Source organism: Lactobacillus delbrueckii subsp. jakobsenii ZN7a-9 = DSM 26046, assembly GCF_001888925.1.
Taxonomy (GTDB): domain Bacteria; phylum Bacillota; class Bacilli; order Lactobacillales; family Lactobacillaceae; genus Lactobacillus; species Lactobacillus delbrueckii.
This window is the reverse complement of record NZ_CP018218.1, coordinates 1,125,821-1,150,088: the sequence shown is the minus strand read 5'-3', so window position 1 is coordinate 1,150,088 and position 24,268 is coordinate 1,125,821. Positions and strand designations below refer to the sequence as shown.

The 24,268-nt window shown below is 48.4% G+C and carries 17 protein-coding genes, 1 pseudogene and 1 CRISPR repeat array; of the genes and pseudogenes, 3 read left to right on the top strand and 15 right to left on the bottom strand.

Translation table 11 applies throughout. The features are described 5' to 3' along the window. Positions 1-144 precede the first annotated feature (144 nt). Both LJ046_RS05845 and LJ046_RS05840 read right to left on the bottom strand, forming a co-directional pair. On the bottom strand, positions 145-1,218 hold the full coding sequence (locus LJ046_RS05845; protein WP_002877477.1) for an AI-2E family transporter: 1,074 nt from the start codon (positions 1,216-1,218) through the stop codon (positions 145-147). Between the two features lie 75 nt (positions 1,219-1,293). Continuing rightward, positions 1,294-3,069, bottom strand: coding sequence for a DUF2207 domain-containing protein (locus LJ046_RS05840; protein ID WP_002877479.1), 1,776 nt, complete (start codon positions 3,067-3,069; stop codon positions 1,294-1,296). A gap of 231 nt (positions 3,070-3,300) precedes the next feature. Here LJ046_RS05840 and LJ046_RS10390 point away from each other — a divergent pair, with 231 nt between their 5' ends. Then, positions 3,301-3,483 (top strand): hypothetical protein, encoded by a 183-nt coding sequence (locus LJ046_RS10390; RefSeq protein WP_231127982.1) that lies wholly within the window; start codon positions 3,301-3,303, stop codon positions 3,481-3,483. Positions 3,484-3,555: 72 nt separating this feature from the next. After that, positions 3,556-3,810, top strand: coding sequence for a hypothetical protein (locus LJ046_RS10385; RefSeq protein ID WP_231127980.1), 255 nt, complete (start codon positions 3,556-3,558; stop codon positions 3,808-3,810). Positions 3,811-3,881: 71 nt separating this feature from the next. On the opposite strand, the gene aspS is transcribed toward LJ046_RS10385, so the two are convergent. The 5 genes from aspS to prmA all read right to left on the bottom strand — a co-directional run bounded on the left by aspS (position 3,882) and on the right by prmA (position 11,125). Next, the gene (gene aspS / locus LJ046_RS05830) at positions 3,882-5,726 is read right to left on the bottom strand and encodes an aspartate--tRNA ligase (protein WP_002877480.1); all 1,845 of its coding nucleotides are present in this window, start codon (positions 5,724-5,726) and stop codon (positions 3,882-3,884) included. A gap of 15 nt (positions 5,727-5,741) precedes the next feature. Next, on the bottom strand, positions 5,742-7,028 hold the full coding sequence (hisS, locus tag LJ046_RS05825) for a histidine--tRNA ligase (RefSeq protein ID WP_002877481.1): 1,287 nt from the start codon (positions 7,026-7,028) through the stop codon (positions 5,742-5,744). Positions 7,029-7,312: 284 nt separating this feature from the next. Then, positions 7,313-7,750 carry a D-aminoacyl-tRNA deacylase gene (gene dtd, locus LJ046_RS05820; protein ID WP_002877483.1) on the bottom strand — a complete coding sequence of 146 codons (438 nt, stop codon included), beginning with the start codon at positions 7,748-7,750 and terminating at the stop codon, positions 7,313-7,315. Positions 7,751-7,778: 28 nt separating this feature from the next. Next, positions 7,779-10,040 carry a RelA/SpoT family protein gene (locus LJ046_RS05815; RefSeq protein ID WP_002877484.1) on the bottom strand — a complete coding sequence of 754 codons (2,262 nt, stop codon included), beginning with the start codon at positions 10,038-10,040 and terminating at the stop codon, positions 7,779-7,781. Between the two features lie 140 nt (positions 10,041-10,180). After that, entirely contained in the window at positions 10,181-11,125 is a 945-nt protein-coding gene (prmA, locus tag LJ046_RS05810; RefSeq protein ID WP_002877485.1) for a 50S ribosomal protein L11 methyltransferase, read from the bottom strand. Positions 11,126-11,187: 62 nt separating this feature from the next. Between prmA and LJ046_RS05805 the strand changes: the two genes are divergently transcribed. After that, positions 11,188-11,694, top strand: coding sequence for an aminoacyl-tRNA deacylase (locus LJ046_RS05805; RefSeq protein ID WP_002877487.1), 507 nt, complete (start codon positions 11,188-11,190; stop codon positions 11,692-11,694). 57 nt (positions 11,695-11,751) lie between these two features. Here the strand turns inward: LJ046_RS05805 and LJ046_RS05800 are convergent, their stop codons facing one another. From LJ046_RS05800 to cas9, 8 genes and pseudogenes are all read right to left on the bottom strand, one after another. After that, positions 11,752-13,110 carry a threonine/serine exporter family protein gene (locus LJ046_RS05800; protein WP_002877489.1) on the bottom strand — a complete coding sequence of 453 codons (1,359 nt, stop codon included), beginning with the start codon at positions 13,108-13,110 and terminating at the stop codon, positions 11,752-11,754. 164 nt (positions 13,111-13,274) lie between these two features. Further along, positions 13,275-14,438 (bottom strand): hydroxymethylglutaryl-CoA synthase, encoded by a 1,164-nt coding sequence (locus LJ046_RS05795; RefSeq protein WP_002877490.1) that lies wholly within the window; start codon positions 14,436-14,438, stop codon positions 13,275-13,277. 3 nt (positions 14,439-14,441) lie between these two features. After that, positions 14,442-15,668, bottom strand: a complete 1,227-nt coding sequence (locus LJ046_RS05790) for a hydroxymethylglutaryl-CoA reductase, degradative (protein WP_002877491.1) — start codon at positions 15,666-15,668, stop codon at positions 14,442-14,444. Between the two features lies 1 nt (position 15,669). Beyond that, entirely contained in the window at positions 15,670-16,770 is a 1,101-nt protein-coding gene (locus LJ046_RS05785; protein ID WP_002877493.1) for a thiolase family protein, read from the bottom strand. Between the two features lie 361 nt (positions 16,771-17,131). Beyond that, a CRISPR array of direct repeats spans positions 17,132-17,894; the repeat unit is 36 nt; unit sequence GGGTTAAACCTTATTGAATAGACAACCTTCTAAAAC. A gap of 31 nt (positions 17,895-17,925) precedes the next feature. Beyond that, a complete protein-coding gene (csn2, locus tag LJ046_RS05780; protein WP_002877496.1) occupies positions 17,926-18,594 on the bottom strand; it encodes a type II-A CRISPR-associated protein Csn2 in 669 nt (222 codons plus the stop codon). After that, positions 18,591-18,896, bottom strand: coding sequence for a CRISPR-associated endonuclease Cas2 (gene cas2 / locus LJ046_RS05775; RefSeq protein ID WP_035162685.1), 306 nt, complete (start codon positions 18,894-18,896; stop codon positions 18,591-18,593). Before cas2 ends, csn2 begins: the two co-directional genes overlap by 4 nt. Further along, the gene (cas1, locus tag LJ046_RS05770; protein ID WP_002877500.1) at positions 18,874-19,785 is read right to left on the bottom strand and encodes a type II CRISPR-associated endonuclease Cas1; all 912 of its coding nucleotides are present in this window, start codon (positions 19,783-19,785) and stop codon (positions 18,874-18,876) included. The genes cas2 and cas1 overlap by 23 nt, the downstream gene beginning before the upstream one ends. Positions 19,786-20,002: 217 nt before the next feature. Next, positions 20,003-24,265: pseudogene (gene cas9, locus LJ046_RS05765) on the bottom strand (type II CRISPR RNA-guided endonuclease Cas9). Positions 24,266-24,268 lie beyond the last annotated feature (3 nt).

Genomic DNA, 24,268 nt, shown 5'->3' with positions numbered 1-24,268 from the left:
TTAGATAGCAAAAAACTTTTATTTTTTTGCATCCCTGGCCTATGTATAGCTTTTTCTTTTTTGCTTTTTTGCTGGCAAAAAGAAAAGACCCGGAGGCATTTGCTCCGAGTCTGTCGACTAAGTTATTATTTTTAAAATCTTATGCTATTTTTCCAGCCGCTTGTGCTCTATCCGCTTCCTGGCCTCCTGCAGCTTCTCCTGCTTGCTATTGATGTTTTTGACCCCCAGGATATCCAAAAAGAAAGTAAAGATCGGGACACTGACGATCAAGCCCCAGGTGCCGAAGAAGTGCTCGCCAAAGAGCAGGACAACGAAGGTGTAGAAGATCGGCAATTCCGTCTTGCTGGACATGAATTTCGGATTCAAGATATAGGTTTCCAGGGTGTGCAGGACAGCGATCATGATCAAAATGTAGATCACGTCCTGGATCCCGCCGACCGTATAAGCCACCAGAGACAGAGGGATCAGGGAAATGATCACCCCAGCCACCGGGACCAGGCTGCAGATGAAGACCATGAGGCCCAGGGCAAAAATCTGCGGCATCTTCATGATGGCCAGGCAGACAATAGTCAAAGCCGTGTTGCAGATGGCAATCAAGAACTGGGCTTCCAGCACTACCCCGAAGGTATTGGTAAACTTACGGCCAAAGTAGGCAATGTCTTCAAAAAGCCAGCCAAAGAGGTCGGACTTCAAAAAAGACTGGCTGAAGGTCTGCATTTCTTTTAACTCAATCGTGTAAAAGAAGCTCAAGACCAGGGCCATGACAAAGGACATGGTGACTGACCCGAAGCCCTTCAAGGCCGCCGTCAGCGCCGTTAAGCTGCTCTTGACCTGGCTGGAAATCGTTTTTTCAGAGACATACTTGTGCAGCTGGGTCATCAGCCAGCCCACGTCATTGGTCTGGTAATAGTTGATCACCGACTTGGTCATCTTGGTCACCTGCTTGACCAAAACCGGGACATAGTAGCGCAGGCCAAAGTAAAGCAGGACGACAATCAAGAGATAGGTCAAAGCGACAATCAATTTGTCAGAAACATGCTTGAATTTCCCCTGGACGAACCTGACCAGGTGAACGATCAAGTAGGTAAAGATAAAGGAGAGCAGGATCGTGTTCATCATCGCCCGCACATAGTACAGGGCCAGAATGATCATGACCAGGACCGTTGTCCGCCGCAAGTGAATGTTGTTTTTAAATCTGTTCCATAAACTGGCTTCCATAGTGCCTTCCCCAACTAATTAATTTCCGGAAAAATTATTTTGTTTATTGTAAACTTTTTCACCAGAAAAAACAAATCAGAAGGCACCGCCGCCGCTGCCGCCCCCAAAACCGCCGCTGGAGGCGCTGGAGGCCGAGAAGTTGCCGCCTGAGCCAGCTGAAGACGAAATCGCCTCATCAAAGCTGGAGGCAAAGGCCCCGTAGCTGGCACCGGCATAGTAGTAGGTCCAGTAAGGGTCGGCCGCGATCTCTTCCGGGAATTCCAGCTTCAGCTGCTTGAGGACCTTCTTGGCCAGGCCAAAAGCAATGGCATAAGGCATGACCTGCTCCCACAGGGTCAGTTCCCCGATGTCGCGCAGCTTGAACTGGCCGATGTCATCCAGCATGGCTTCAAAGCCTAAAGCCTTTTCAGTTGCCCTTGCTCCCTTTTCCGTCAAGTCGGAGAAGTGGTGCAGGCGCAGGCAGGCCAGACCAAAGGCGGCCAGCACCCACAGGATGGCGGGCAGGAGCCAGAAGGTGTATTTGTCATAGAGAAAGAAGCAGACGACGATAGCTGCCACTGACACAAACATCACACCAAAAGTATAGAGGGACAAAAGCTCCTCCCGGTCCTGCAATTTCTGGTCAATGTAGCCCTCCTTGATTAGGGACTTTTGGCTGGCCTCCTGCCAGCTTTTGTAACTGGAAGTAATCTCCTGGCTGCCGCTATATTGCTTTAAGTCCTTGTTGCTGAAACTTTGCCCGTTGCCGACCTTTTTGAAAAGCATATTTAAAAGTGGCAGGTCGCCCTTGTACTTGCTGGTCTTGGCATAAGTGAAGTTCTTTCCCTTCTTGCCTGCCTTAATGGTAATTTCACCCCGGCCGGCCCGGAGGGCGATTTCTCCGGCCAAAGCCTTGCCGTCCGGGTCTTTCTTGGTCACCAGGATCTGGGCCGTGGTCGGGCTGAAGGCGGGAATTTCAAAATTGTGGCCAATTTCTTTCTTGGTCTTGACCGGGCTGCCCGACTTTCTGCTCTTGATAAAGACCGGCAGATAAAGGAGCGGTGATAAAGCAAAAAGAGCCAGGCCGATCAATTCATAAACGTTGTGGCGGGCCTTTTTTGCGGCAGTTTCCTTAGCCAGCGCTTTTTCCTGGTCCACGACTTTAGCCGCGATTTCTCCGGAATGCTGCTTTTTATTCTGGCTGACTAAACTATTTTGAAAAAGCAGGTGTAGCTCCAGAAAAGTCGCCTCCGGCAAAGTGGCTACTTCCGCTTTAACCAGGCCCTTTTCCTTGTCAACGGTCAAATGGCCGTTAGCATTGACATGGGCCCAGCCTTTCAAGAAGGACAGCTTTTTGTCCTGGAAGCGGACAGTCGCCGTGACATTGGAAATCTCTTTATCCCAGCCGTCCCCGACAATCTTGAAATTCAGTTCAGAAGCGTCCTCGTAGCTGTCAACTGCTCCAGAAATCTTGTATCGGTAAACCACCTGGACCTTTCCATCGTCAACATGGTGGTAAACCTTGAACTTATAGGAATTGCCGTCTTTATTGAAGTGGTAGACATTGCCGCTGTCCGCCTGGTTGTTCAAGGCCGGCTTGACCGTCTTTCCGCTGGCCAGGTCCTTGACCTCGACGCTCTGCCCGCTAACCTTCTGTCCGCTGGCTAAGTTCTGAGTGTAATAAACCCCGTTAGCTGAATCGTCAAAGTCATAGACGATCTTCCGGGTCATTGACAAGGACCCGTCAGAATTAACAATTGCCGTGACATCCATCTTGGTCAGGTCATAATCGGCAAAAACTTTTTCCGGTAAAAAAGCAGCCGAAAAGCTGGCCAAAAATAAAGCCAGGACCCAAAGATACTTCCGTTTCATCTTTTTCTCCTTTTCATTTTTCTATTGTTCAGGCAAGCTAGGCTGACTGACGCAATTTGAGAATATTTTTTCTTAAAATTATTATAATTCAAGCGGTAATTGCTTGGCACGGAAAACATCAGCATTTATTGATAGAAAACAAGCCTTTCTTATGCTTACAGCCGCCAGGCGTGGGTATACAGTATTTACTAACCTGGTCTAATCGACCAAATTGTGTTGGGAGGAAATACAATGCGCAAACCAATGCTGGCCGGCATCCTTGCCGCTGAACTCGCTTTAGTCGGGGCAGCTGTCTTTTATTACCAAAGCCAGGCTGACAAGAGCAGTCAGTCCGCTGGCAGCAGCAAGACCTACAAGGTCTACAGCAAGGCGGAAAAGGCCAAGGCCGACAAGGAAGACGAAAAGTCTGAATAATCAAGCAAGGCTAAAAGCAGGAGCAAGAAGAGCAAAAAGAAATCATCCAGTTCATCCAGCTCTTCAGAAGATATGAGCCAATCATCTTCGAGTGAAGAGTCCTCAAGTGATTCTTCAAGCTCTTCAAGTGAAGAATCATCCAGCTCAAGCTACAGCTACTCCAGCCTAAGCAGTTCCAAGAGCTCCACTAAGTCATCTACTTCAACTGGCTCTTCCAGCTATACGCCTAAGAAGAGCAGCACGACCACCAGCAAGTCTACGGCTGACGATGATATCAACACGACTGAAGACCTGCCAGAAGAAACTATCGATAATTCAGATAATTAAAAGTTGGCAAAGAAAAATAGTTCAAGATCTTTTTCGGATCTTGAACTATTTTTTTGCGCTTTTTCAGCTTTTTATTCTTCGTGGGACTTAACGTCTTCAGCTGCTTCAGCTTCCAGGGAAGCTTCGTACTTTTCAACGCCTTCCTTGGCTGCTTCAGCTACTTCGATGCCCAGGTCGGTCAATTGCTGGTCAGCAACTGGAGCCGGGGCGTGCATCATTGGTTCGCTGGCGCTAGCGTTCTTCGGGAAGGCAATGACGTCACGAATGTTGTCCTTGCCAGCCAAAAGCATGGCAAAGCGGTCCAAGCCGATAGCCAGGCCGGCGTGCGGCGGGAAGCCCATGTCCAGAGCGTCCATCAAGAAGCCGAATTGTTCGTAGGCCCGTTCTTTGGTGAAGCCCAGGGCCTTGAACATCTTTTCCTGGATGTCCCGCTTGTGGATCCGGATGGAGCCGCCGCCCAGTTCGTAGCCGTTCAAAACGATGTCGTAGCTGCGGGCGTGAGCCTTGTGCGGATCAGTTTCCAGGAGTTCAATCCCCTTGTCGTCTGGCATGGTGAATGGGTGGTGGGCAGCAATCCAGCGCTCGTCGCCTTCGTCGTATTCAAAGAGTGGCCAATCAACAACCCAGAGGTACTTGTAAGTGTCCTTTGGAATGATGCCAGTTTCCTTGGCAGTTTGCCGGCGCAGGTAGTCCAGGGAGTCACAGCAGACCTTCCATTGGTCAGCGATGAAGAGAAGGAGTTCCCCGCCTTCCAGGCTGAATTCCTGAACCAGGCCGGCCTTTTCGTCCTCGCTCAAGAAGCGGGAAACAGGACCGGAGAAGTCGCCGTCTTCATACTTAACCCAGGCCAGGCCCTTAGCGTGGTAACGCTTGATGTAGTCCTGCATGGCTTCGATCTTCTTGCGGGAGTAGAACTTAGCCCCGCCCTTAACTGCGATCCCGCGGACAAAGCCGCCGTTTTCCAGGGCAGAAGCGAAGACCTTGAAGCCAGACTTGGCAAAAACATTGCCCAAGTCGTGGATCAGCATTTCGTAACGGGTGTCCGGCTTGTCGCAGCCGTACTTGTCCATGGATTCCTGCCAAGTGATCCGCGGCAGCGGCAACTGTAGGTCGATCCCCTTAACATCCTTCATAACCTTAGCCAGGAGGCCTTCAGTTACTTCCTGGACGCCTTCTTCATCCATGAAGGAAGTTTCCAAGTCGATCTGGGTGAATTCCGGCTGCCGGTCCCCACGCAAGTCTTCGTCTCTGAAGCAGCGGGCGATCTGGTAGTACTTGTCAAAGCCGGCCCCCATCAAGAGCTGCTTGAAGATTTGCGGTGACTGCGGCAAGGCGTAGAAGGAGCCTGGGTAAACCCGGGAAGGAACCAGGTAGTCCCGGGCACCTTCCGGCGTTGACTTGCCCAGGTCCGGGGTTTCAATGTTAATGAAACCTTCCCCTGACAGGTAGGCATTGGTAGCGGTCATGATCTGGGCCCGCATGATCAAGGCGTTTTGCAGGGTTGGCCGGCGCAAGTCCAGGTAGCGGTACTTCAGCCGGGTCTGTTCACTGGCAACCAGGTCATCCTTGATCTCAAATGGCGGAGTCTTAGCCTTGTTCAAAACAGTGATTTCGCTGGCAATGACTTCTACGTCCCCGGTCTTCATGTCCGGGTTCTTGCTGGAACGTTCGTTAACGTGCCCCTTGACTTCGACCACGTATTCCTGGCCCAGAGAAGAAGCGACATCCATCAGTTCCTGACCGGAGTCATGGTTGACCACGACTTGAACGATCCCTTCCCGGTCGCGCAGGTCGATAAAGATCAGCTGGCCCAGGTTCCGGACTCTTTGCACCCAGCCGTAAAGAAGGACGTCTTGGTCCAGGTACTGGCTGGTAATGTTGCCACAATAATCAGTTCTTTTTTCCATTTGCATCATTTTGCTAAAAATCTCCTATTTTTCGATCTTGGAAAGCAGGTCGGCCTTGTCTTCCAAGTCAGTAAATTCCAGGCTGAACTGCTGCCCATCGCTCAAGCGCTTGACGGTTAATTTCCCTTCAGCCAGTTCCTTGGCCCCCAGGGTCACGACATAGCGGGCCCCGACCCGGTCAGCCTTTCTGAACTGGGCCTTGAGCTTCTTCTGGTCAACGTCGTATTGGGCGCTGAAGCCAAGAGAGCGGAGCTGGCGGGCAACTTCCACGGCCTTAATGTCCGTGCCTTCACCGATATTGGTGATAAAGAAGTCGATCCCTTGATCTTCAAACATTTCCGGATTCTGCTTGGAGAGAACCAGCATCAGTCTTTCTTCCCCGATCCCAAAGCCGACGGCTGGGGTTTCCGGGCCGGAGAATTCTTCAACCAGGTGGTTGTAGCGGCCACCGCCCAGGACGGTTGACGGGCTGGCCCAAAGAGTCGGGTCGTCAACCATGAATTCAAAGATCACGCCGGTGTAGTAGTCCAGGCCCCGGACCAGGTCGTCGTCGATGACGTACTTAACGCCCAACTTGTCCAGGCTGGCCAGGATCTTGTTGAAGTTTTCCTTTGATTCCTCGTCCAGGTAGTCCCTGATTTTCGGGGCTTCCGGCAAAAACTGCTGGTCTTCTTCGGCCTTGGAGTCCAGGATCCGGAGGGGGTTCTTGCCCAGCCGTCTTTGAGAATCTTCTGAGAGCTGGTCCTTAACCGGAGTAAAGTAGTCTACCAGGGCATCGTGGTAGGCCTGGCGGACTTCGCTGTCACCCAAAGTGTTGATGTGCAGTTCGTAGTTCTTGACCCCCAGTTCCGCCAGGAGGTCGTGGCCTAGCAGGATAGTTTCAACATCAGCCAGGTAGCCGTTTGAACCAAAGCTTTCCACCCCGATCTGGTGGAATTCTCTTTGCCGGCCGGCTTGCGGACGTTCATATCGGTACATTGCGGCAATGTAGTAGACATTGAAGGGCTTGACATAGTCTGGCCCGTAGATCTTGTTTTCCACATAGGCCCGCACTACCCCAGCCGTGCCTTCTGGCCGGAGAGCGATGTGGCGGCCGCCCTTGTCTTCAAAATCGTACATTTCCTTTTCAACCACGTCACTGGTTTCACCAGATGACCGGGAAAAGAGTTCGTAATTTTCAAAACTTGGCGTTCTGATTTCATGGTAGTTGGCCCGTTTGAAGAGGTCACGGGCGGTTTGTTCCACCTTTTCCCACTGTCCGGACGTTTCCGGAAGAATGTCGACTGTACCTTTTGGTCTTTGAACTCTCATAATTTCACCTTTGTTTCCTTGTTTTGACTAAGACAATAAAAAGCACCCTTGAATTTAATCAAGGGCGCTTGAAAATAGCGCGGTACCACCTTTTGCTTGCTGTCATTAACGCTGACGAAACGAACCATTATCTGCTAAAGGGTCACAGCTAGCAGCCATCTGCTCTTTCACCAAACGGGCAGTCTCTAAAAAGGCCGGGCTATCTTCATTCTTTGTCATTGATAATTCTCATTAAATTAAGTTTATCCTGTTTTGCCCTCCTAATCAAGGGCTGAGGGGAAAAATTACAGGTCTAAGACAATGGTAAAAGGACCATCGTTTTCCAGTTCGACCTTCATGTCTGCCCCGAATTCACCAGTTTCCACGGTCAGGCCCCGCTTAACCAGCCCCTGGTTAAATTCTTCCCAGAGCTGGCTGGACTTAGGCGGCCGCATGGCGTGGACAAAACTTGGCCGGTTTCCCTTCTTGGTATCAGCCAGGAGGGTAAACTGGCTGACGGACAGGATCTGGCCGCCGACATCCTTGATACCCAGGTTGGTCTTGCCTGCTTCATCTTCAAAGATTCGCATCTTGGCGATCTTGTCAGCGGCCTTAACCACCTGTTCTTCCCCATCGCCTTCAGCCAGGCCGACTAATAAGAGCAGGCCCTTTTGGATCTGGCCGACGGTTTCGCCGTCGATTCTGACGGCGGCATGGTTGACTCTTTGAATTACTACGCGCATTTTTTCTAAAAATCTCCCTGCTTCCAGCTTAGTTGTCCGTTCGCTTGGTGTCATAAACATCTGGAATATCCCGCAGCTTGGCCATGATGTCATTCAGCTGGGCGGCATTCCTGACTTCGACAGTGATGTAGAAGTGGGCAATGTTTTCTTCGTTGACGCTGGCTGAAACATTGGTAATGTTCTTGGTCAAGGCATTCAAGCGGTTGATGACATCGCCCAGCAGCTTCTGCCGGTTGTAGCCAAAGAGCTCGAAGTTGGCGTTGAAGCTGGCCTGCTTGCCTTCGTCAATGTTATTCCATTCAACATCGATCATCCGCCCTTGGGCAGCCGGGTCCGCGCTGACCACGTTCCGGCAGTCAGCCCGGTGGACAGTGACCCCCCGGCCCTTGGTCACGTAGCCGACGATCGGGTCGCCTGGAACCGGGTTGCAGCACTTGGCAAAGTGCATGTCCAAATCTTCCAGCCCCTGGACTCTGACCAAGCTGTCCCGCTTTTTGCCCTTGGTCTTGGACTTGGCATCGTCTTTTTGCGAAGCGGGCTTTTTAACCACGCTGGAAGCTGCTGCCTGCTGGCCGGCGGACATGATCTGGGCTTCAAACTGCTTCTGCTTTTCTTCTTCCTGTTGCCGGCGCAGGTCGGCCGTCAAACGGTTGTAGATGCATACGGCAGACATGTTGCCAAAGCCGATAGCAGCGTACATGTCTTCGTCGGTCTTGAAGCTGAAGTGGTCCAGGACTTCGTCGATGTGGCTCTTGTCCAAAAAGTCCTTGGCGCTTAAGCCATTTTCCTTGAGCAGGTCAACCAGCTCACTCTTGCCCCGGGCCAAGCTCTCTTCCCGGTCAACATCTCTGAAATAGCGGCGGATCTTGTTCTTAGCCCGGGAGGTCTTGACCATTTCCGCCCAGTCTCTTGACGGCCGGGCATTGCTTTGGGTCAAGATGTCGACCACGTCCCCGTTCTTCAGCTTGTAGTCCAAAGGAACCAGCTTGTCGTTGACCTTGGCCCCGATGCCGTGGTCACCGACTTGGGTGTGGATGGCGTAGGCAAAGTCCAAGGTGACTGATCCTTTAGGCAGTTCGTAGACTTCCCCTTTTGGCGTAAAGACATAGACCTTGTCGGCAAAAATATCCGAATGAACGGCTTCCATGAACTCGTCGGCGTTCTTGGAATCCTTCTGCAACTCCAGGATTTCCCGGCCGATATCCAGGGCCCCGCCGTCTTTTTCATCAACGCCTTGGAAGTTGCCCCGCTTGTAGGCCCAGTGGGCTGCCACACCGTACTCAGCAACCTTGTGCATTTCTTCAGTTCTGATCTGGATTTCCAAAGGCTTGCCGCCAGGGCCGATGATAGTCGTGTGCAGGGACTGGTAGCCGTTGGCCTTAGGCATGGCAATGTAGTCCTTAAAGCGGCCAGGCATCGGCTTCCACTTGGTGTGAACCGCCCCTAAAACGGCGTAGCAGTCCTTGACCGTTGGGACGATCACCCGGACAGCCAGCAAGTCATATATTTCGTTGAAGTCCTTGTGCTTGTTGACCATCTTCTTATAGATGGAATAGATGTGCTTTGGCCGGCCGCTGATGTCGTACTTGATCCCTAAAGAATCCAGGGTCCCCCGCAAGTAGTCAATGGCGTCCTTGATGTAGTCTTCCCGCTCACTGCGCTTGGCGTTCATCATGGAGACAATCTTGTAGTACTCTTCCGGGTTCATGTAGTGGAAGGACATGTCTTCCAGTTCCCACTTGATGGTCCCGATCCCCAGCCGGTCAGCCAATGGTGCATAGATGTCCAGGGTTTCAGCGGCAATGCGGCGCTGCTTGTCCGGGCGCAAATGCTCCAGGGTATGCATGTTGTGCAGGCGGTCAGCCAGCTTGACCAGGATGACCCGGAGGTCTTTCGCCATAGCGATCAGCATCTTGCGGTGGTTTTCCGCCAGGAATTCCTTGTGAGACTTGTATTCGTACTTGTTCAGCTTGGTGACCCCGTCAACGATGAAGGCCACGTCGGCGCCGAACTTTTCCTTAATGTCGTCGTTGGTGACCGAAGTGTCTTCAACCGTGTCATGCAAAAAGCCGGCAGCCACCGTGTCCGGGTCCAGGCCTAAATTAGCCAGGGTCCCTGCTACCTGGGTCGGGTGGACGATGTAAGGCTGGCCAGAGGCTCTGGTTTGTCCCTCATGGGCCCGGGCCGCGAATTGATAGGCACTTTCAACAAAGGCCAATTGGTCGGCCGTCATGTATTTCTTGCAGGCGGCCATGACCTGCTCGTGAGTCATTTCAATATACTTTGACATCTAGATCACCAGTTTCTAACATTTAACTAATCAGTACTTGTTATTTTAGCGCAAAAAGTTCCTTAAAAACAAGCCTTAATGCTTGACCGGGCTTACTTATTAAAAAATGAGAGTTTCTTTTACTTTTATTTTAACGCATTTTAGTCATGCTTGCGGGAAATTGCCAGGCCGATCCAGCGGCCAGCCCGCATCTTAAGGTCGATTTGGAAGCCATTCTCTGCCAGGGCCTGTTCAATTTTTGGCAGCTGCAGGTAGTCGATCCCGGAGAAGATGACCTGGCCGTCTTCGTTTAAGTGGCTGTCCAGCTGCGGAATCAGGTCCAAAAGAATTTCAGCCAGGATGTTAGCTACGATCAAGTCAAACTTGCCGTCAACGCCAGCCAGCAAACTGGTCTTTTGCAATGCGATGTCGTGGATGCCGTTTAAGGCCGCATTTTCTTTAGCTGCCGTCATTGATTCATCAGAAATGTCCGTGGCCAAAACGCTCTTGGCCCCCAGCTTATGGGCAGCAATGGCCAAAATGCCGGACCCCGTCCCCACGTCAGCGACAGTAAGCGGCTTGACCATGGCCCGTTCAATGCCCAACATGGCCAGCTGGGTGGTCTGGTGGTTGCCCGTCCCAAAGGCCAGGCCTGGGTCCAGGCGGATGATTTCCTGGTCCTTAAAGACCGGCTGGTAGTCTTCCCATTCCGGCACAATGGCCAGGTGGCGGGACAAGTTGATGACGTGGTAGTACTTTTGCCAGACAGTGTTCCAGTCCTGGTCAGCAACATAGTCAACGGAGATTTTACCAGGAGCGGTCTTTAAGCCATAGCCCGCTAGCTCAGCCAGCTTGTCCTTGAAGCACTTGACCGTTTCTTCAGGGTCGGTTTCTTCATCAAAGTAGGCAATGAATTCCAGCTCATCGGGCAGGTTTGGGATGTCATCCATGTCAACAACCGTTGAGTCGTGCAGCCAGCCGGCTTGTTCAAAGTCGCTTCTGCGCCGGGCTTCGGTCCCCAGGGCCTTTAAGTCTTCCGTGGCAAAATAAGCCAGGGCGTCTTCAACGTCGTAGCTGCTTTCAATCTTGATCTCAAGTAATTTCATGATTATATCTTCTTTCTTTAGCTTCTTCTCTTAAAATGGTATCATGGAAAGCGGTGATAACAATGTCAAAAAAGAAAAAGAATAAAGACAAATTAGACAAGACCCTGGTGGAAAAGATTCTCGACCAGCATAAAATTGCCTATGAGCAGCATATCAGCGAAATTTCCGAAGACCACGGGGTAGCCCAGGTTGGGACCGGCAAGCCGGTTTTAGACGGCCACCCGGTTTACAAAACCCTGGCGGTCAATGGCAACAAGACCGGCCCGATTGTCGGCGTGGTGCCTTTGAGCGGCCACTTGGACCTCAAAAAGATTGCCAAGGCTTCCGGCAACAAGAAGTGTGAAATGATTCCCCTCAAGCAGCTGGAAAAGACCACTGGCTACGTGCACGGGGCCAACACGCCGATTGGCATCTACCACAGCAAGAAGTTCCCGATCTTTTTGGATAAGAGTGTCTTAAATGAAGACGGGATCTGGGTGTCCAGCGGCGAAGTGGGCCGCAGCGTCATGGTCAACCCACTTGATCTGCAGAAACTGGTCAAGGCCACGGTGGCTGACCTACAGGAATAATACGCAAAAACAGCTTTTACCCTTATTTTTGGGCAAAAGCTGTTTTTTCTTTCTATGTTAATCGACCCGGCGCCACTTCTTGTCGGTCAAGATTCTGGCGGTCAAAAGGCCGGCAGGCAGGGACATGACCAGCATCAAAGCTTCAGTCATCCAGGTGGCCCCGGCCCCGACATTGGTCAAAACCAAGAGGAAGATCCCCCGGTACATGTAGAGGCCGGGCACCATGATGACGATGGAAGGCACGGTCAAGGCGATCCGCGGGTAGCCAACCTTTTCCCGGACATAGCCGGCCAAAAGGCCAGCCAGCAGGGCGGCTAAAAAGGCAGCCAAGGGAGCCGGGAAATGCGCAAAGTCAACCAGGGATAAGCGCATGGTATTGGCAATCGCCCCCACCAGCCCGGCCGCGGCGGCCATCCGCCGGTGGGAGTTGAACATCAAAGAGAAGCCGAAGACCCCGCAGAAGCTGGCTACCAGGCGACAAGCCGTCAAAATTGCTTTAGACAGGTGCAAGGCCGGCAGGTCGCCAGGCTTGATCTGGAGAGCCGTAGCCATCACCCAGCCAGTACCAGTCGCGATCAAGATAATGAAGATGGCGTAAGCCATCCGCTCCAAGCCAGACCGCATGTCCAGCTTGGAGATGTCCAGACCGGAAGTAATAAAGGGAAAACCTGGAATAACGAAGAGCATAGCCCCAATGTAGCCGCGCATATGAATCATGTCGACGTTAAAGAGCAAGTGGCCCAGCATGAAGGCCAGGTAGTAGGACAAGCAAGCCGCTGCCACCCCCACGGCAGTCGTAGCGGCAATCGTGATCCGTCTTTTGGCTAAGCTGCCCCGGGCAAACTGGCCCAGTCCCGCCCCGATAAAGGAGCAGATGATTTCAGGAATCCCCCCGCCCAGGAGGAAAATGAAGCCGCCGCAGGCCAAAGCCGCGGCCAGGCTGGATCCCCAAAGCGGATAGCGGCCTTTCATGTGTTCGATTTCCCCTAAGCGGCGGCGGATTGTCTTGATTTCAAAGTCACCGCCGGCTGCTTCGAACTGGCGGACAAACTTTTCCAATTCGTTCAGCTTGGCCATGTTGACCCCGGTGGTTGGCAGGGCCAGGCTTTGGGAATATGACTGGTTGTCGACATCGAAGTAGGTGCAGACGATGGAGATCAAACCGATGTCAGTGCTGCAGGTTAAGTCCAGGGTTCTGGCCAGGGTGTCCATGGCGTCGCGGACCCGCCAGGCCCCAGTCCCGCAGCTCAGCATCATCATGCCGACCCGGGAGATGATCGACCCTTTTTCAATCAAGGTTGCTTCCTTGATCTTGGTCTCGTCATCGCTTTGGAAAAACTCTTCCCACTGCACCCGCATATGGTGGTGGTGAGAGAGGTGGTGGTGGTACTCTTGCTCAGTACTTTCGGTTTTCATGTTGACCGTGTTTGCCTTCTTTCATTTTTTTGCATTTCTCAACTTTTTTCATTTTAACATAAAAAGAAACTGCAATTTCCCGCCCTCCCTAGTTAAGCGCTTGCTATGCAGACTATTTTTATCAAAAAAAACGCCCCAGCAAGCTGAGACGGTTAGCTTCATATTTACTTTTGCTTGTATTGGCGGACATAGCCTTCCTGGCCGGCCAAATACCAGGTGCCGTGGTTAGCGTCGCTAGTAAATTCGACATTTTCCGGCAAGGCTTCCAAGCCTTCGGTAAAGATGTCTTCGTATTGGCCAACGCCAAGGCGGATTCTTTCCTTGAGCATGCGGGCGTGCAAGGCTGGGCGCAGGCGCTTTTGGTAACCGGCAACTACCTTGCCGCTGAAGAATTCAGCCATGGCGCCAGACCCGTAAGAGAAGAAGCCGATCCGGTCGCCGGCCTCAAGGTTGCCGTTTTCCAGCAGGCTCAAGACAGACATGTAGAGGCTGGCCGTGTAGATGTTGCCGACCTGCCGGCTATACTTGGCTGAAAGCTGGAAGTTGTCGCTGAGGCGCTTGACAGTTTCGTCATCCTGGCCTTCAATGGCAATCTTGTGGGCCTTGTAACCCATCTTGGTGTAAGGCAGGTGGTAGCAAATGCCGGCAAAGTCAGAAACTTGCAGCTGCTTTTCTGCAAGGAAAGGCTTGAAAGTGCTCTTGAAGAAGTCCAGGTAGACATCCCGGCTGTAGTGGCCGTCAACAACGGCAGTGGCCAAGTTGTTCGGCCGCCAGAAGTCATTGATGTTTTCAGAGTGGGAAGTGTGCCCGTCTTCCAGGGCGATAATTGCCGGATTCTCCTTGATCAGCATGCTGATGGCCCCGGCTCCTTGGGTAACCTCGCCGGCCGTGGCCAGACCATAGCGGGCGATGTCGCTGCCGATGATCATGGCCGAGTGGTGCGGGTGGGCCCGGACGTAGTCGCGGGCAACCTGCAGGCTGGCAGTCAAAGCAAAGCAGGCTTCCTTGATTTCAAAAGTTCTGATCCGGGCTGGCAGGTTAAGTGCTTCCTTGACAAAGAGGGAGGCTGACTTTGACTGGTCAATCCCGCTTTCGGTCGCAAAGATCAATAAGCCTAATTGCTCCAGATCAACCTGGTCAAGATATTCAGCCGTCGCGTTGATCCCCATGGAAACAGCGTCCTGGGTCTTGTCAGCGACCGCCATCCGGTCCTGGCCAATACCGATCAAAAATTTGTTGGGATCCTGGTTTCTGGCGTTGGCCAGGTCAACCATGTCCACAAACTTATTAGGAGTATAAAAACCTATCTGATCAATACCGATGTCCATTAATTATTGTCCTCGCAATTCTTTCAAAAAATTCTTAGCTGCTGTTTCGCCATACTTTCCCTGGCTAATCATCATTTGATAAACAGCTTCTTTTTCTTCCGCTGCTGCCGGCAGGGTCTGAACCACGTTGCGGCTCTGCAGGCGCATGTGGCCAGCCTGGATCCCCTTGGTGGAGATAGCGTTCAGGGCCGCGAAGTTGTTGGCCAGGGCGACGCTGGCGGTCAGTTCTGCCAATTCAGCTGCTTTTATTTTACCTAAAATGGCATAGCTTTGTCTAATATCAGGCCGCGATGAAATGGAGCCGCCGACTACCCCTAAGGCCAGGGGCAGGGTGACTTGGCCAAGGAGATTTTCCCCCTCCAGTTTCCAGGAGCTGAGGCTGCGATACTGGCCGCTTTTGGCGGCGTAGGCATGGCAGGATGCTTCAACTGCCCGGTAGTCATTGCCGGTCGCCAGCATAACAGCGTCTACCCCATTCATGATCCCCTTGTTATTGGTTACAGCCCGGTAAGGGTCCCTACTCCCAATTTTAGCCAGCAGGGCCATCTTTTTGGCCACCTCCCTGCCTTCTGCTAGATCTCCTTTTTTACTGAGGAGGCTAACAGGAATTGTCACCTTAGCTGTAGTCAGCTGGCTGGGATAGTTGGACAGGATGGCGAAGAGCTTAGCTTCAACACCAGGAAAGGCCAGCATCTTCTGGGCCAGGAATTCCATGATAGCGTTGGTCTTGTTGGCCCCCATGGCTTCAGCCGGGTCAACCAGGGCCAGGAGGTAGACCAGGTCAGCTTCCTGGCGGGCGGTCAGGTCTTTTAAGCCGCCCCCGTGCCGGATCAAACTGGCAAATTCCTTGTTGGCTTCCTTAATATAGGTCGGGAATTTATTTTTAAAGTCAGCCAGGGAAAAAGCTTCCGTGACTTCTAAGACGATTTGCCCGTAGATGCCGTCGCGCTGGCTGGTCGCTTTTACGCCGCCGGCTTTAGCGAAGACGGACATGCCGTGGTTGGCGGCGGCGACGACGGAGGCTTCTTCAGTCGTCATGGGGATCCGCCAATTTTTGCCATTGACCAGGGCGCTGGTCAGACAGCTCAAGGGGAACTTGACCTCACTGACCACGTTTTCGCTCATCTCATCCAGGCGGGCTAAATCAGCTGCAGGGATATCTTCCAGGGCGACCCCATCTTCTTGCAAAAACTGCCGCCTCTCTTCGGGCGGCAACTGATAGAATTTCATTTTATGCCTTCTCAATTTCAAAAGCGATGGCCAGGCCGCCTCCGATGCAAAGGCTGGCGATAGCGCGCTGGCCGCCTCTTTGCAGCTGGCGGGCAGCGGTAGCCAGAAGGCGGGTGCCGGAAGCACCGAGCGGGTGGCCTAAAGCGATCGCCCCGCCCTGCTTGTTGACCTTGGCTAAAGGAATTTCCAGGTCGCGGGCAACAGCCAAAGTAGTTGCGGCAAAGGCTTCATTGATTTCAAAGAAGTCGTAGTCGGCTACCTGCCGGCCAGTTTCATCAAGCAGCTTACGGATAGCATAGTATGGACCATAGCCCATGAATTCCGGGTCATAGCCTACTTCGGCGTAAGCACCCAGCTTGGCTAAAGGCGTCAGCTGGTATTCAGCGACTTTTTCCGCGGTAGCCAGGATAATCATGCTGGCCCCGTCGGAGATTGGGGAGGCGTTACCGGCAGTGACGGTTCCGTCTTCAAGGAAGGAAGTTTTAAGACCGGCCAGGGCTTCCAGGCTGGTATCCGGGCGGACGTTTTCATCTTGCTTGAGATCTTCAATTTGAATGATTTCATCGGCAAAAAGTCCTTCAGCTTGTGCTTTGACAGCTTTTTGGTGGGAAGACAAGCTGAAGGCGTCAGCGTCTTGGCGGCTGATGTGGTTGCGCTTAGCTACGTTTTCGGCAGTAATGCCCATGGATTTACCGGAGAAGGAGTCAACGAGACCATCGCTGAACATGATTTCCTTTGGGGCGTTGGTCATGCTTTCGCTGCCGCCGACAGCAACCAGGCCCAGGTCACCGATTAACATTTGGGCTTCAGCCAGGCGGGCAGCCTTGAGGCTGGAGCCGCAGACTTCGTTGATGGACACGGCGACTGAGTCTTGCCGCATCCCGGCGTTTAAAGCAATTTGCCGGGCTATGTTTTGGCCTAAGCCGGCAGACAGGACATTGCCCATGAAGAGAGCATCCAGGGCTTTGGCGTCAAGGCCGGCTTCTTTTAACGCGCCACGCAGGGCGATTTGGCCCAGGTCGATGGCGGAAAAGTCAGCCAATTGCTTGTGGTAACGGCCAAATGGAGTTCGCTTGGCCGCAACAATATAAATATCTTGCATGTGTTTATTCTCCTCAACTAAGTTTTGTTTTGGGGATGCTGAGCTTGGCTCAGCTTTTTTATAACCAGTATATTTTACTATAATCTTTTCCTGCTTGCTTGGTGAAGCGTTTGATTTAGCATTTTTTTAAGTTGTTGTGTTCAACAGAAAAAAGTGCTTCTCAATCATGAAAAGCACTTTTGTCCCCTATGGAATAGACAATCTTCTAAAACGATCACCCCCACCTACGTGGAATGAGTAGAATTGTCGTCTTAGTATTAGGCCATTATGATGGCCACCCCCAACATACGTCGGGAAAATTGACAACATTGAATGGAAATATTCCAAAACAAGGAGAGTACAGGATTTGAACCTACACAACGGGTTAAACCTTATTGAATAGACAGCCTTCTAAAAAGATGTAAGCGGAAGCAAAAGTAATAGAGCTGGGTTAAACCTTATTGAATAGACAACCTTCTAAAACAAGCTTGTCTGTCACTTCTCTCTTGCTAGAGGGTTAAACCTTATTGAATAGACAACCTTCTAAAACGTATCAAGGCATTAGGGGCTTTCCCAGCAAGGGTTAAACCTTATTGAATAGACAACCTTCTAAAACGAAGACCGTGACTACAACTTTTCGAAGGTCGGGTTAAACCTTATTGAATAGACAACCTTCTAAAACAAAGCAGGAATTACTGGGTCAACGCTATCTGGGTTAAACCTTATTGAATAGACAACCTTCTAAAACGGTAAAGGGTTTGAGCGTCAGGGATGCCGAGGGTTAAACCTTATTGAATAGACAACCTTCTAAAACTCTGAGGTAGCTCCTCGGGCTTTTGTAAGAGGGTTAAACCTTATTGAATAGACAACCTTCTAAAACTTTGCCCATGTCGACAGCAACGGCAATTCCGGGGTTAAACCTTATTGAATAGACAACCTTCTAAAACTGCATTCCCGAACCTTGCGGATAGCGTGGCGGGTTAAACCTTATTGAATAGACAACCTTCTAAAACCAAGAAGGTAATTGTGATTGCCATTGGCGTGGGTTAAACCTTATTGAATAGACAACCTTCTAAAACTCCAAGTTGTGGGATGACCTAGTCAATGTAGGGTTAAACCTTATTGAATAGACAACCTTCTAAAACCGTTATTTTTTAACACAGCTTTAATATAAGGCTAGTACCAATCAACAAGGTCTTCATCGATATAACTGAATTTTGCATCACCATATACAACCTGATCCTTATGGCTACAAAACTCGATAAAAATAATAGACTTTTTTAGCTCTAAGCACAGCTTGGATATTTCGTTAAACTGTTCTGCATCTAAGTAATGAGCTACATTACTAAAAACAACAGTAGACTTAAGATCTAACCTGTCATGTATCCTAAGTACTGTCTCGATTATACCATATGGATCGCGAGTGAGTGTCTTGTTGAAGTGTAGACCACCAAATTTGAAGAGTTTCTTCAAGTCTGTGTCAAAACTTATTTCAAGCGGCAAATCTTCCATAAGCAACTCGTCTTGAACAGCATTTAGTAAATCGCGATAGCAGGTAATGATTCTGTTTCTGCCATCTGCGCTTAGCTCATCAACTACATAACTAGCTAATTTGGTCATGTACTTTTGAAGTAAAGATTCACTGATTAATGGATCCCCAAGCCAGTCTACCGCCTTGCTTAGCGGAATAGCATCATAATCTTCACTCACCGCACACAGCAGCTCATTCTTTTCTTGTATCCCTTCAATCAAGTTACAGTAGGCAATTGGACTTGACGTTGCAATGACGTTGACCTTTCCATTCTCTATCTCAAATGATTTGTGTGCCTTGTACGTAATAATCATAAGATTACCGTCCTGTCTGAAGTATTTCTTATGTCCTTCACTGGCTCACCCAACAGAAAATGCATGTCGTTATATTGCTTTTCTGTCAGCATTAAGCTTTGAATGACACCATACTCTGGAACATATCCTCTTATTCTCTTTTCCAAGAGTTCTGCTGCCTTTTTTGAAGCACACACCCTTACGTAAACTGAATATTGGATCATTACGAACCCTTCATTAATTAAGTTCTTTCTAAACTGCCGATATTGCTTTCTGTCTACCGCTGTATCAACTGGAAGATCAAACATTATCATCAATCGCATCATTTGGTACCTCATAGTCAACCCCCAACTCAATATCCATCTCAAACAGATTTCCATCTAAATATCTCAAACAGTCATGCACATACTGATTGATCGCATTTCCTAAAATCATTCGATCACCATTGTAGATAATTCTAAGGCTCAACAGCTCTACCAAGCCGTACTTGATATCAGGAGTGAATTCCTTTATATTTTTATGGTCATAAAGCCAGTAATCAACAAACGGCCTAAATGGTTCCATTAAATCTGACCCAAGGTTAAAAGGATTGTGTTCCGATGAATGGTGCACGCCCATATACGTCCGATTACCATCCATAGTAATCTTGCGGTTAACTGCTGACAACAAAATGGAGTATCCATAATTAAGAGCTGCATTTAAAGCATTTGATCCTTCTCTACGCTTAAAGTCTTTACCAAACAATTCCGTGAAATACTTTCTAGCTGTGGTAGCTTCTCGGTTGGATGCATCATTAAGTTCCAATTCCAGAAAGTCTTTCTCGATTTCGTCTGTTGGCAAGCCATAAATCCGCAACACATTCATTTGGTTCTGAATCTTCGCTGCTACAATTTTAGTCCAAAGAATCTGTTTTCTGTCTTCGTCCCAATTAAACTGCTTTATCAACTTTTCAGGATGGCAGTTAGTCGAATAGTAATTTTCTGTCTCACAAATTGGCTCTTGTTTTTCATCAACGAAAATTACCTTCGTCTGCTTTTTTGCCAATTCCGCAATTAAAGCACTAGTAATAACTGCTTGTGTGGTTAAGACCACCAACATGTTGATGTCACTAACCGGAATCTGGCTGACTCCATCTTTTGTATGAACAACCATCATATTAGAAGAATACGATAGTTTAGAGTGCTGTGTAATGATCACATTTCTCCATCCCATAATTATCTCCTTGATTATTTTTATCTCAATGTTATAATTAACTTGTTGGGTAGCTCCCGACGTTAGACCTTATTGAATAGACAACCTGATTTAAAATCAAGCAAAGCTCTTCGGAGTGGAGTTTATACATTTGTCCCGCGTATTGCGGGCTTTTTTATGCAACAAAACAGGGAGTTACACCAACCGTGTAGCTCCCTGTTTCTTTTTCTTCAGTTTCCTATTTCAGTAAATCAGAGACCTTGACTCTTCTTTCGAATAATCCAGTTGGTGATTGATACAAAAGAACTGCGTCATTTGAAAGCGTAATACCATTTTTCATTTGGAAAAAGCCCAATGCTGGTTTAATTTTTAAGTTTTCCAAACTTGGCATCTCAGAATTAGCATGCAATCCGCGCAGAATCTTTTCAATTGCACTAGCTTCATCATCAACGGATAATGAAACAAATTCTTTTCTAGCTGAGTGCAGTTTTTCTCGGAATTTATTACCGTCAAACAAAGGCAAATACTTATCTACTTTTTCTAAAATTTCATCATAAACGGATAATAAACATTCTCGTTCATTTTGCTCATCAATCATTGTCATTTCATGCTTCGTAAAATTAGGATCATCGATGTAATCAAGAATGTATTTCATCGACTGCCGACTAAGCGTAATTTGTTTTACGTTATATTTGTAGGCTGAACTACCTAACATATAACTTACATCTTTTTCTAAAATCGGTTGACGATAGGGAAGCTTATTAACTAAAATCTCTACATTCTTAATTCCTCTCTTAGGTTGACCTGTTTTTTCGTTGTACATCACCTTTGACTTTATAATGTCCAACAAAGCAGTTGAGAAATCTTCTGCCTTATTTATTATTTCTAAAGATCGAATAGGTACCCCAACAATTTGCAAGGTATAACCCTTAACTTTTTCAATTTTAGCTAACACAAAATAAGAATCTTGATTATGAGCATATCCGCCATAAATTTCCGGATCCATTCCCCGCTTGCGAGGAATCAAACCAGATCTCTTACTTCCATCTCTCTTTGGTGACGGGTATACTGTCTGATTAAACAACGCTGATTTCTTAGTAAAGACCTCCTGCGTTACCAGCATCTGCTTAAAAGAGTATGCTTGCTTAAGCTTAGAGATAATATCATTCCTGTTGAATACAATTTCACCAGTACTTCTGCAATAAATATTGTCACCATGCGTACCACGAAGCAAATCATCTAAGAAGTTCATTGACTTAACGCGTCTAGCCACATCATGAGCTGATTCTTCAGCATTAGAACTAAACTTCTTAAACTCACCGTAGACAAACATCCGGCGCAAGTTTGGATAAACTTGGTAGAGATAGTTACCAACAATCGTACTTAAGTAGGCATCGATAGCGTGGTGGAAATCGTTAACTTCACGGCTCTTATACAAATCAAATTGCTTACGCACAATCGAGTTATATTTAGCCGGAACTTCAATAATCTTGCTGTCTGGGAACTCGCTTTGCAAAATAGTCGCCGTCAACTTAATAACTTGACTAGTTTCAACCAATTGGCGCCGAATAAAGCCTTGTGCTCTATATTCTGTCAGAGCATCCGGATCAGTGAGAAGATTGCTCAACTTTCTCTTGGAAATCATCCCGAGCTTTTGCCATTTGTCCCACATTTCTCGAACAGTAATTCCTAAATCAGCAACCACTTTATTGCCAAAGAGCAAAGCAGGAACTTTATCAGACTTTTGATCGTTTACTGCTCTCGCAACCAAAACTCGGTTGTCTAAGGAATCATCTTTAACGAAAGACTGCGGCATAATGTGGTCAATATCGTAATCTGACAGCCGGTCAATATTCAGTTTCGCACCAGTATAAGCATCCCTGCCGCCCTGCATAAAGTACAGATAGTAGCGGTCTTTGAGTGACTTCATTCCACTAAGCTGCTCTTTGACGCCCTGGCTGACCACTTCATCACTGATTTGATCGTAGATCTTCTGCATTTGATTTACTCTAGCAGTAGTTCTCTTTGGATCGTCCTCTTGCGAGCGAGCAAATTCAATAGCAAACTTCGCTGGTACATTGCCGTCACATGCCTTGACAATATCGTGAACAACGCGCATTACTTGACGGATAGCCTTCTTGTTCTGAGGAGAAGTATATGCATCATCCAAAATACTTTCAACTGCATCATCAGACTGGCCATCACGCAGGAGCTTCTGATTTTCTTGTTCAATCTTAGCCTTGATGTTTGGATCACTGACAATCTGAGCAAAGTTGTCATTGCTATTCCAAAGACGTTCAAGAACATTTTGCCCATCAGCATCTGTCAAACGAGTCAACAATTTGTCAGACAAACGACCCCAGCCTTGCAAGCGCAGACGGCAAAGTTGCTTAATTTGTTCTTCGCTCAGCCAAGCAAAATCAGCCCGTAACTTGTCTTCAAGAATCTTACGGTCTTCAAAGATCGTTGAGTACTCAATGATCTTTTCAAAATCATTTTGCCGATTTGCATCATTAAGCTGATCACCAAAGATTTTCTTAAAGTCGATGTAGGTTGACATTGTCGAGTTGAACTTTGACGGATCCGAAAGGCCTTTAACTTTAATATCAGCGCCTATATGCTTTGCTTGCCAATATTTGACAAATTTGTCAGCTTTAACAGTCTTCTGCTTCTTGAACAAGCCTTCAATCACTTGTTCTTTTTCATCACTAGTCAGCTTCTTACCATTAACCCGTAAATTGTTCAGCTCATTCAAGACCGTAAACAACTGGTACTTCAAGCTTGATGCAGGCAAAACATCTTCACCAAGCAAATAAGTATCTTTTGTTGTCATACGCTTAATAAACTGAGTAGCAGAAGCCATCTTATCAACTTTTTTCTCAAAGTTCCATGGAGTAATCGCCTCATGGTCTTGAGGATCTCTACGAACCATCCAGGCAAAGCTGTGGCCGTCCTGTGCTTCCTGTTCTTCTTTGGTAATCATCGGCCCCACGTAGTACGGCACGCGGAAAGTCAACAATGCATCCAACTTAGTTGGAGCCTTCTTTTGGGCTTCTTCAGATTCATCTGGATTCTTCTCAGCCAAGAATGGGTAGTACTTACTCTGCTTCTTGATGATCTCATCAAGCTCTACTTGATGAAGCTGGTTTGGAATTACACCATTGTTGTTTGATCTTTGCAAAGGCAAAAAGGTCTTTTCCTCGAGCCTTTGCTTAATTTCAACAGCTTCTGGAGAGTCATCCAACAAACTGGAAATTGCTTTCTTGAGTTCCTCAGGATCAAGCAGTTTGCTTCTCTTCTTAATTCCAGTCAACTTCATTGCTTTTGCCAAATCTGCATGGCGGTTGTTGACGTACAAGTCATAAATTGCTTGTAATTTGGCAGCTTTCTTTTTGTCCTTGGTATTCCGAATAACAGACTTTAAAGTAATCAAGTCTTCTTTATGCTAATCATACTTATCGATCATCGCTTCAGACAAGGTCATTCCGACTGGGACAATCTCACTCAGAACAATAGCATGCCGAATTTCAATAAGGCGATCCACAATATCAGTTTGGCTTTGTTCCAACAAGGATTCCAATTCTTGTACTTTGTCTTCTTCATCCCCGCCTTGTAAAGCAAAAGCAAAGATCTTCTTTTGATCCTTGTCAACCTTGGCAAGATTCAGAATAGTTGAGAAATCCGCCTTGTAGCCCAACCAGGCTTTAGAAATATTAGTTGCCACATTGTTGATCAGTTTCTTGACCTGCTTTTCCTTCGCTTTGTCATCGAAACTTGGGAAGCTGCTTGGCAACAAAAGGTTACTAATCTCTTTTTGGCTGTCAGCATTCAAATGGTCACCGGTGAGGATGTCATTAATCTGCTCAGCTGAAGCAACATTTAATTCGACTTCCTCCGTGCCTTCATTTTCAGCAAAGAGATCATTCAACTCTTCCAGAATTTGAACGCTTAAAATGGTTCTTTCGCTTCGGCCACCCAATGAACTCATCCCTGAACGATAAGTTTCTACGGATTCATCATGCAAGAAATTACCGCGTGCTTTAATCATTTGGTGCACAGCAATGTAGATTTCCCGAATGTCATGTTTCTGATCATCCTTCATCAGCTTGTCGCGCAAATGATAAATCGTTGGGTATGACTCATGGAACTTTTTGTCTTCTTCTGGACTAGGAAAGACAATTGCTGAGTAGCGCTTTCTCTTGTCTTTAGGTGAAATCCAAGATTCGTGCAGTCTTGCAAAGAAACTCGGGTCTACCTTGGCAATTTCTTCATCAAAGAGCTCTTCCAGCAGTTTAATCCGCCATCTTCTTCTTGAGAGACGGCGTCTGGTCGTTCTAAAGCTTCTTCTTTCTGCTGCCACTTTCCCTTCAGCGAATAAACGGGCACCGATTGCTTTCTTACCCTTAATTCGTAGAATATTGTTTTGGTCGTCAGTTACAACCCAGCCAACGGAATTAGTACCGATATCAAGGCCGATTGTATAATCTTTGGGCTTAGCCATTTT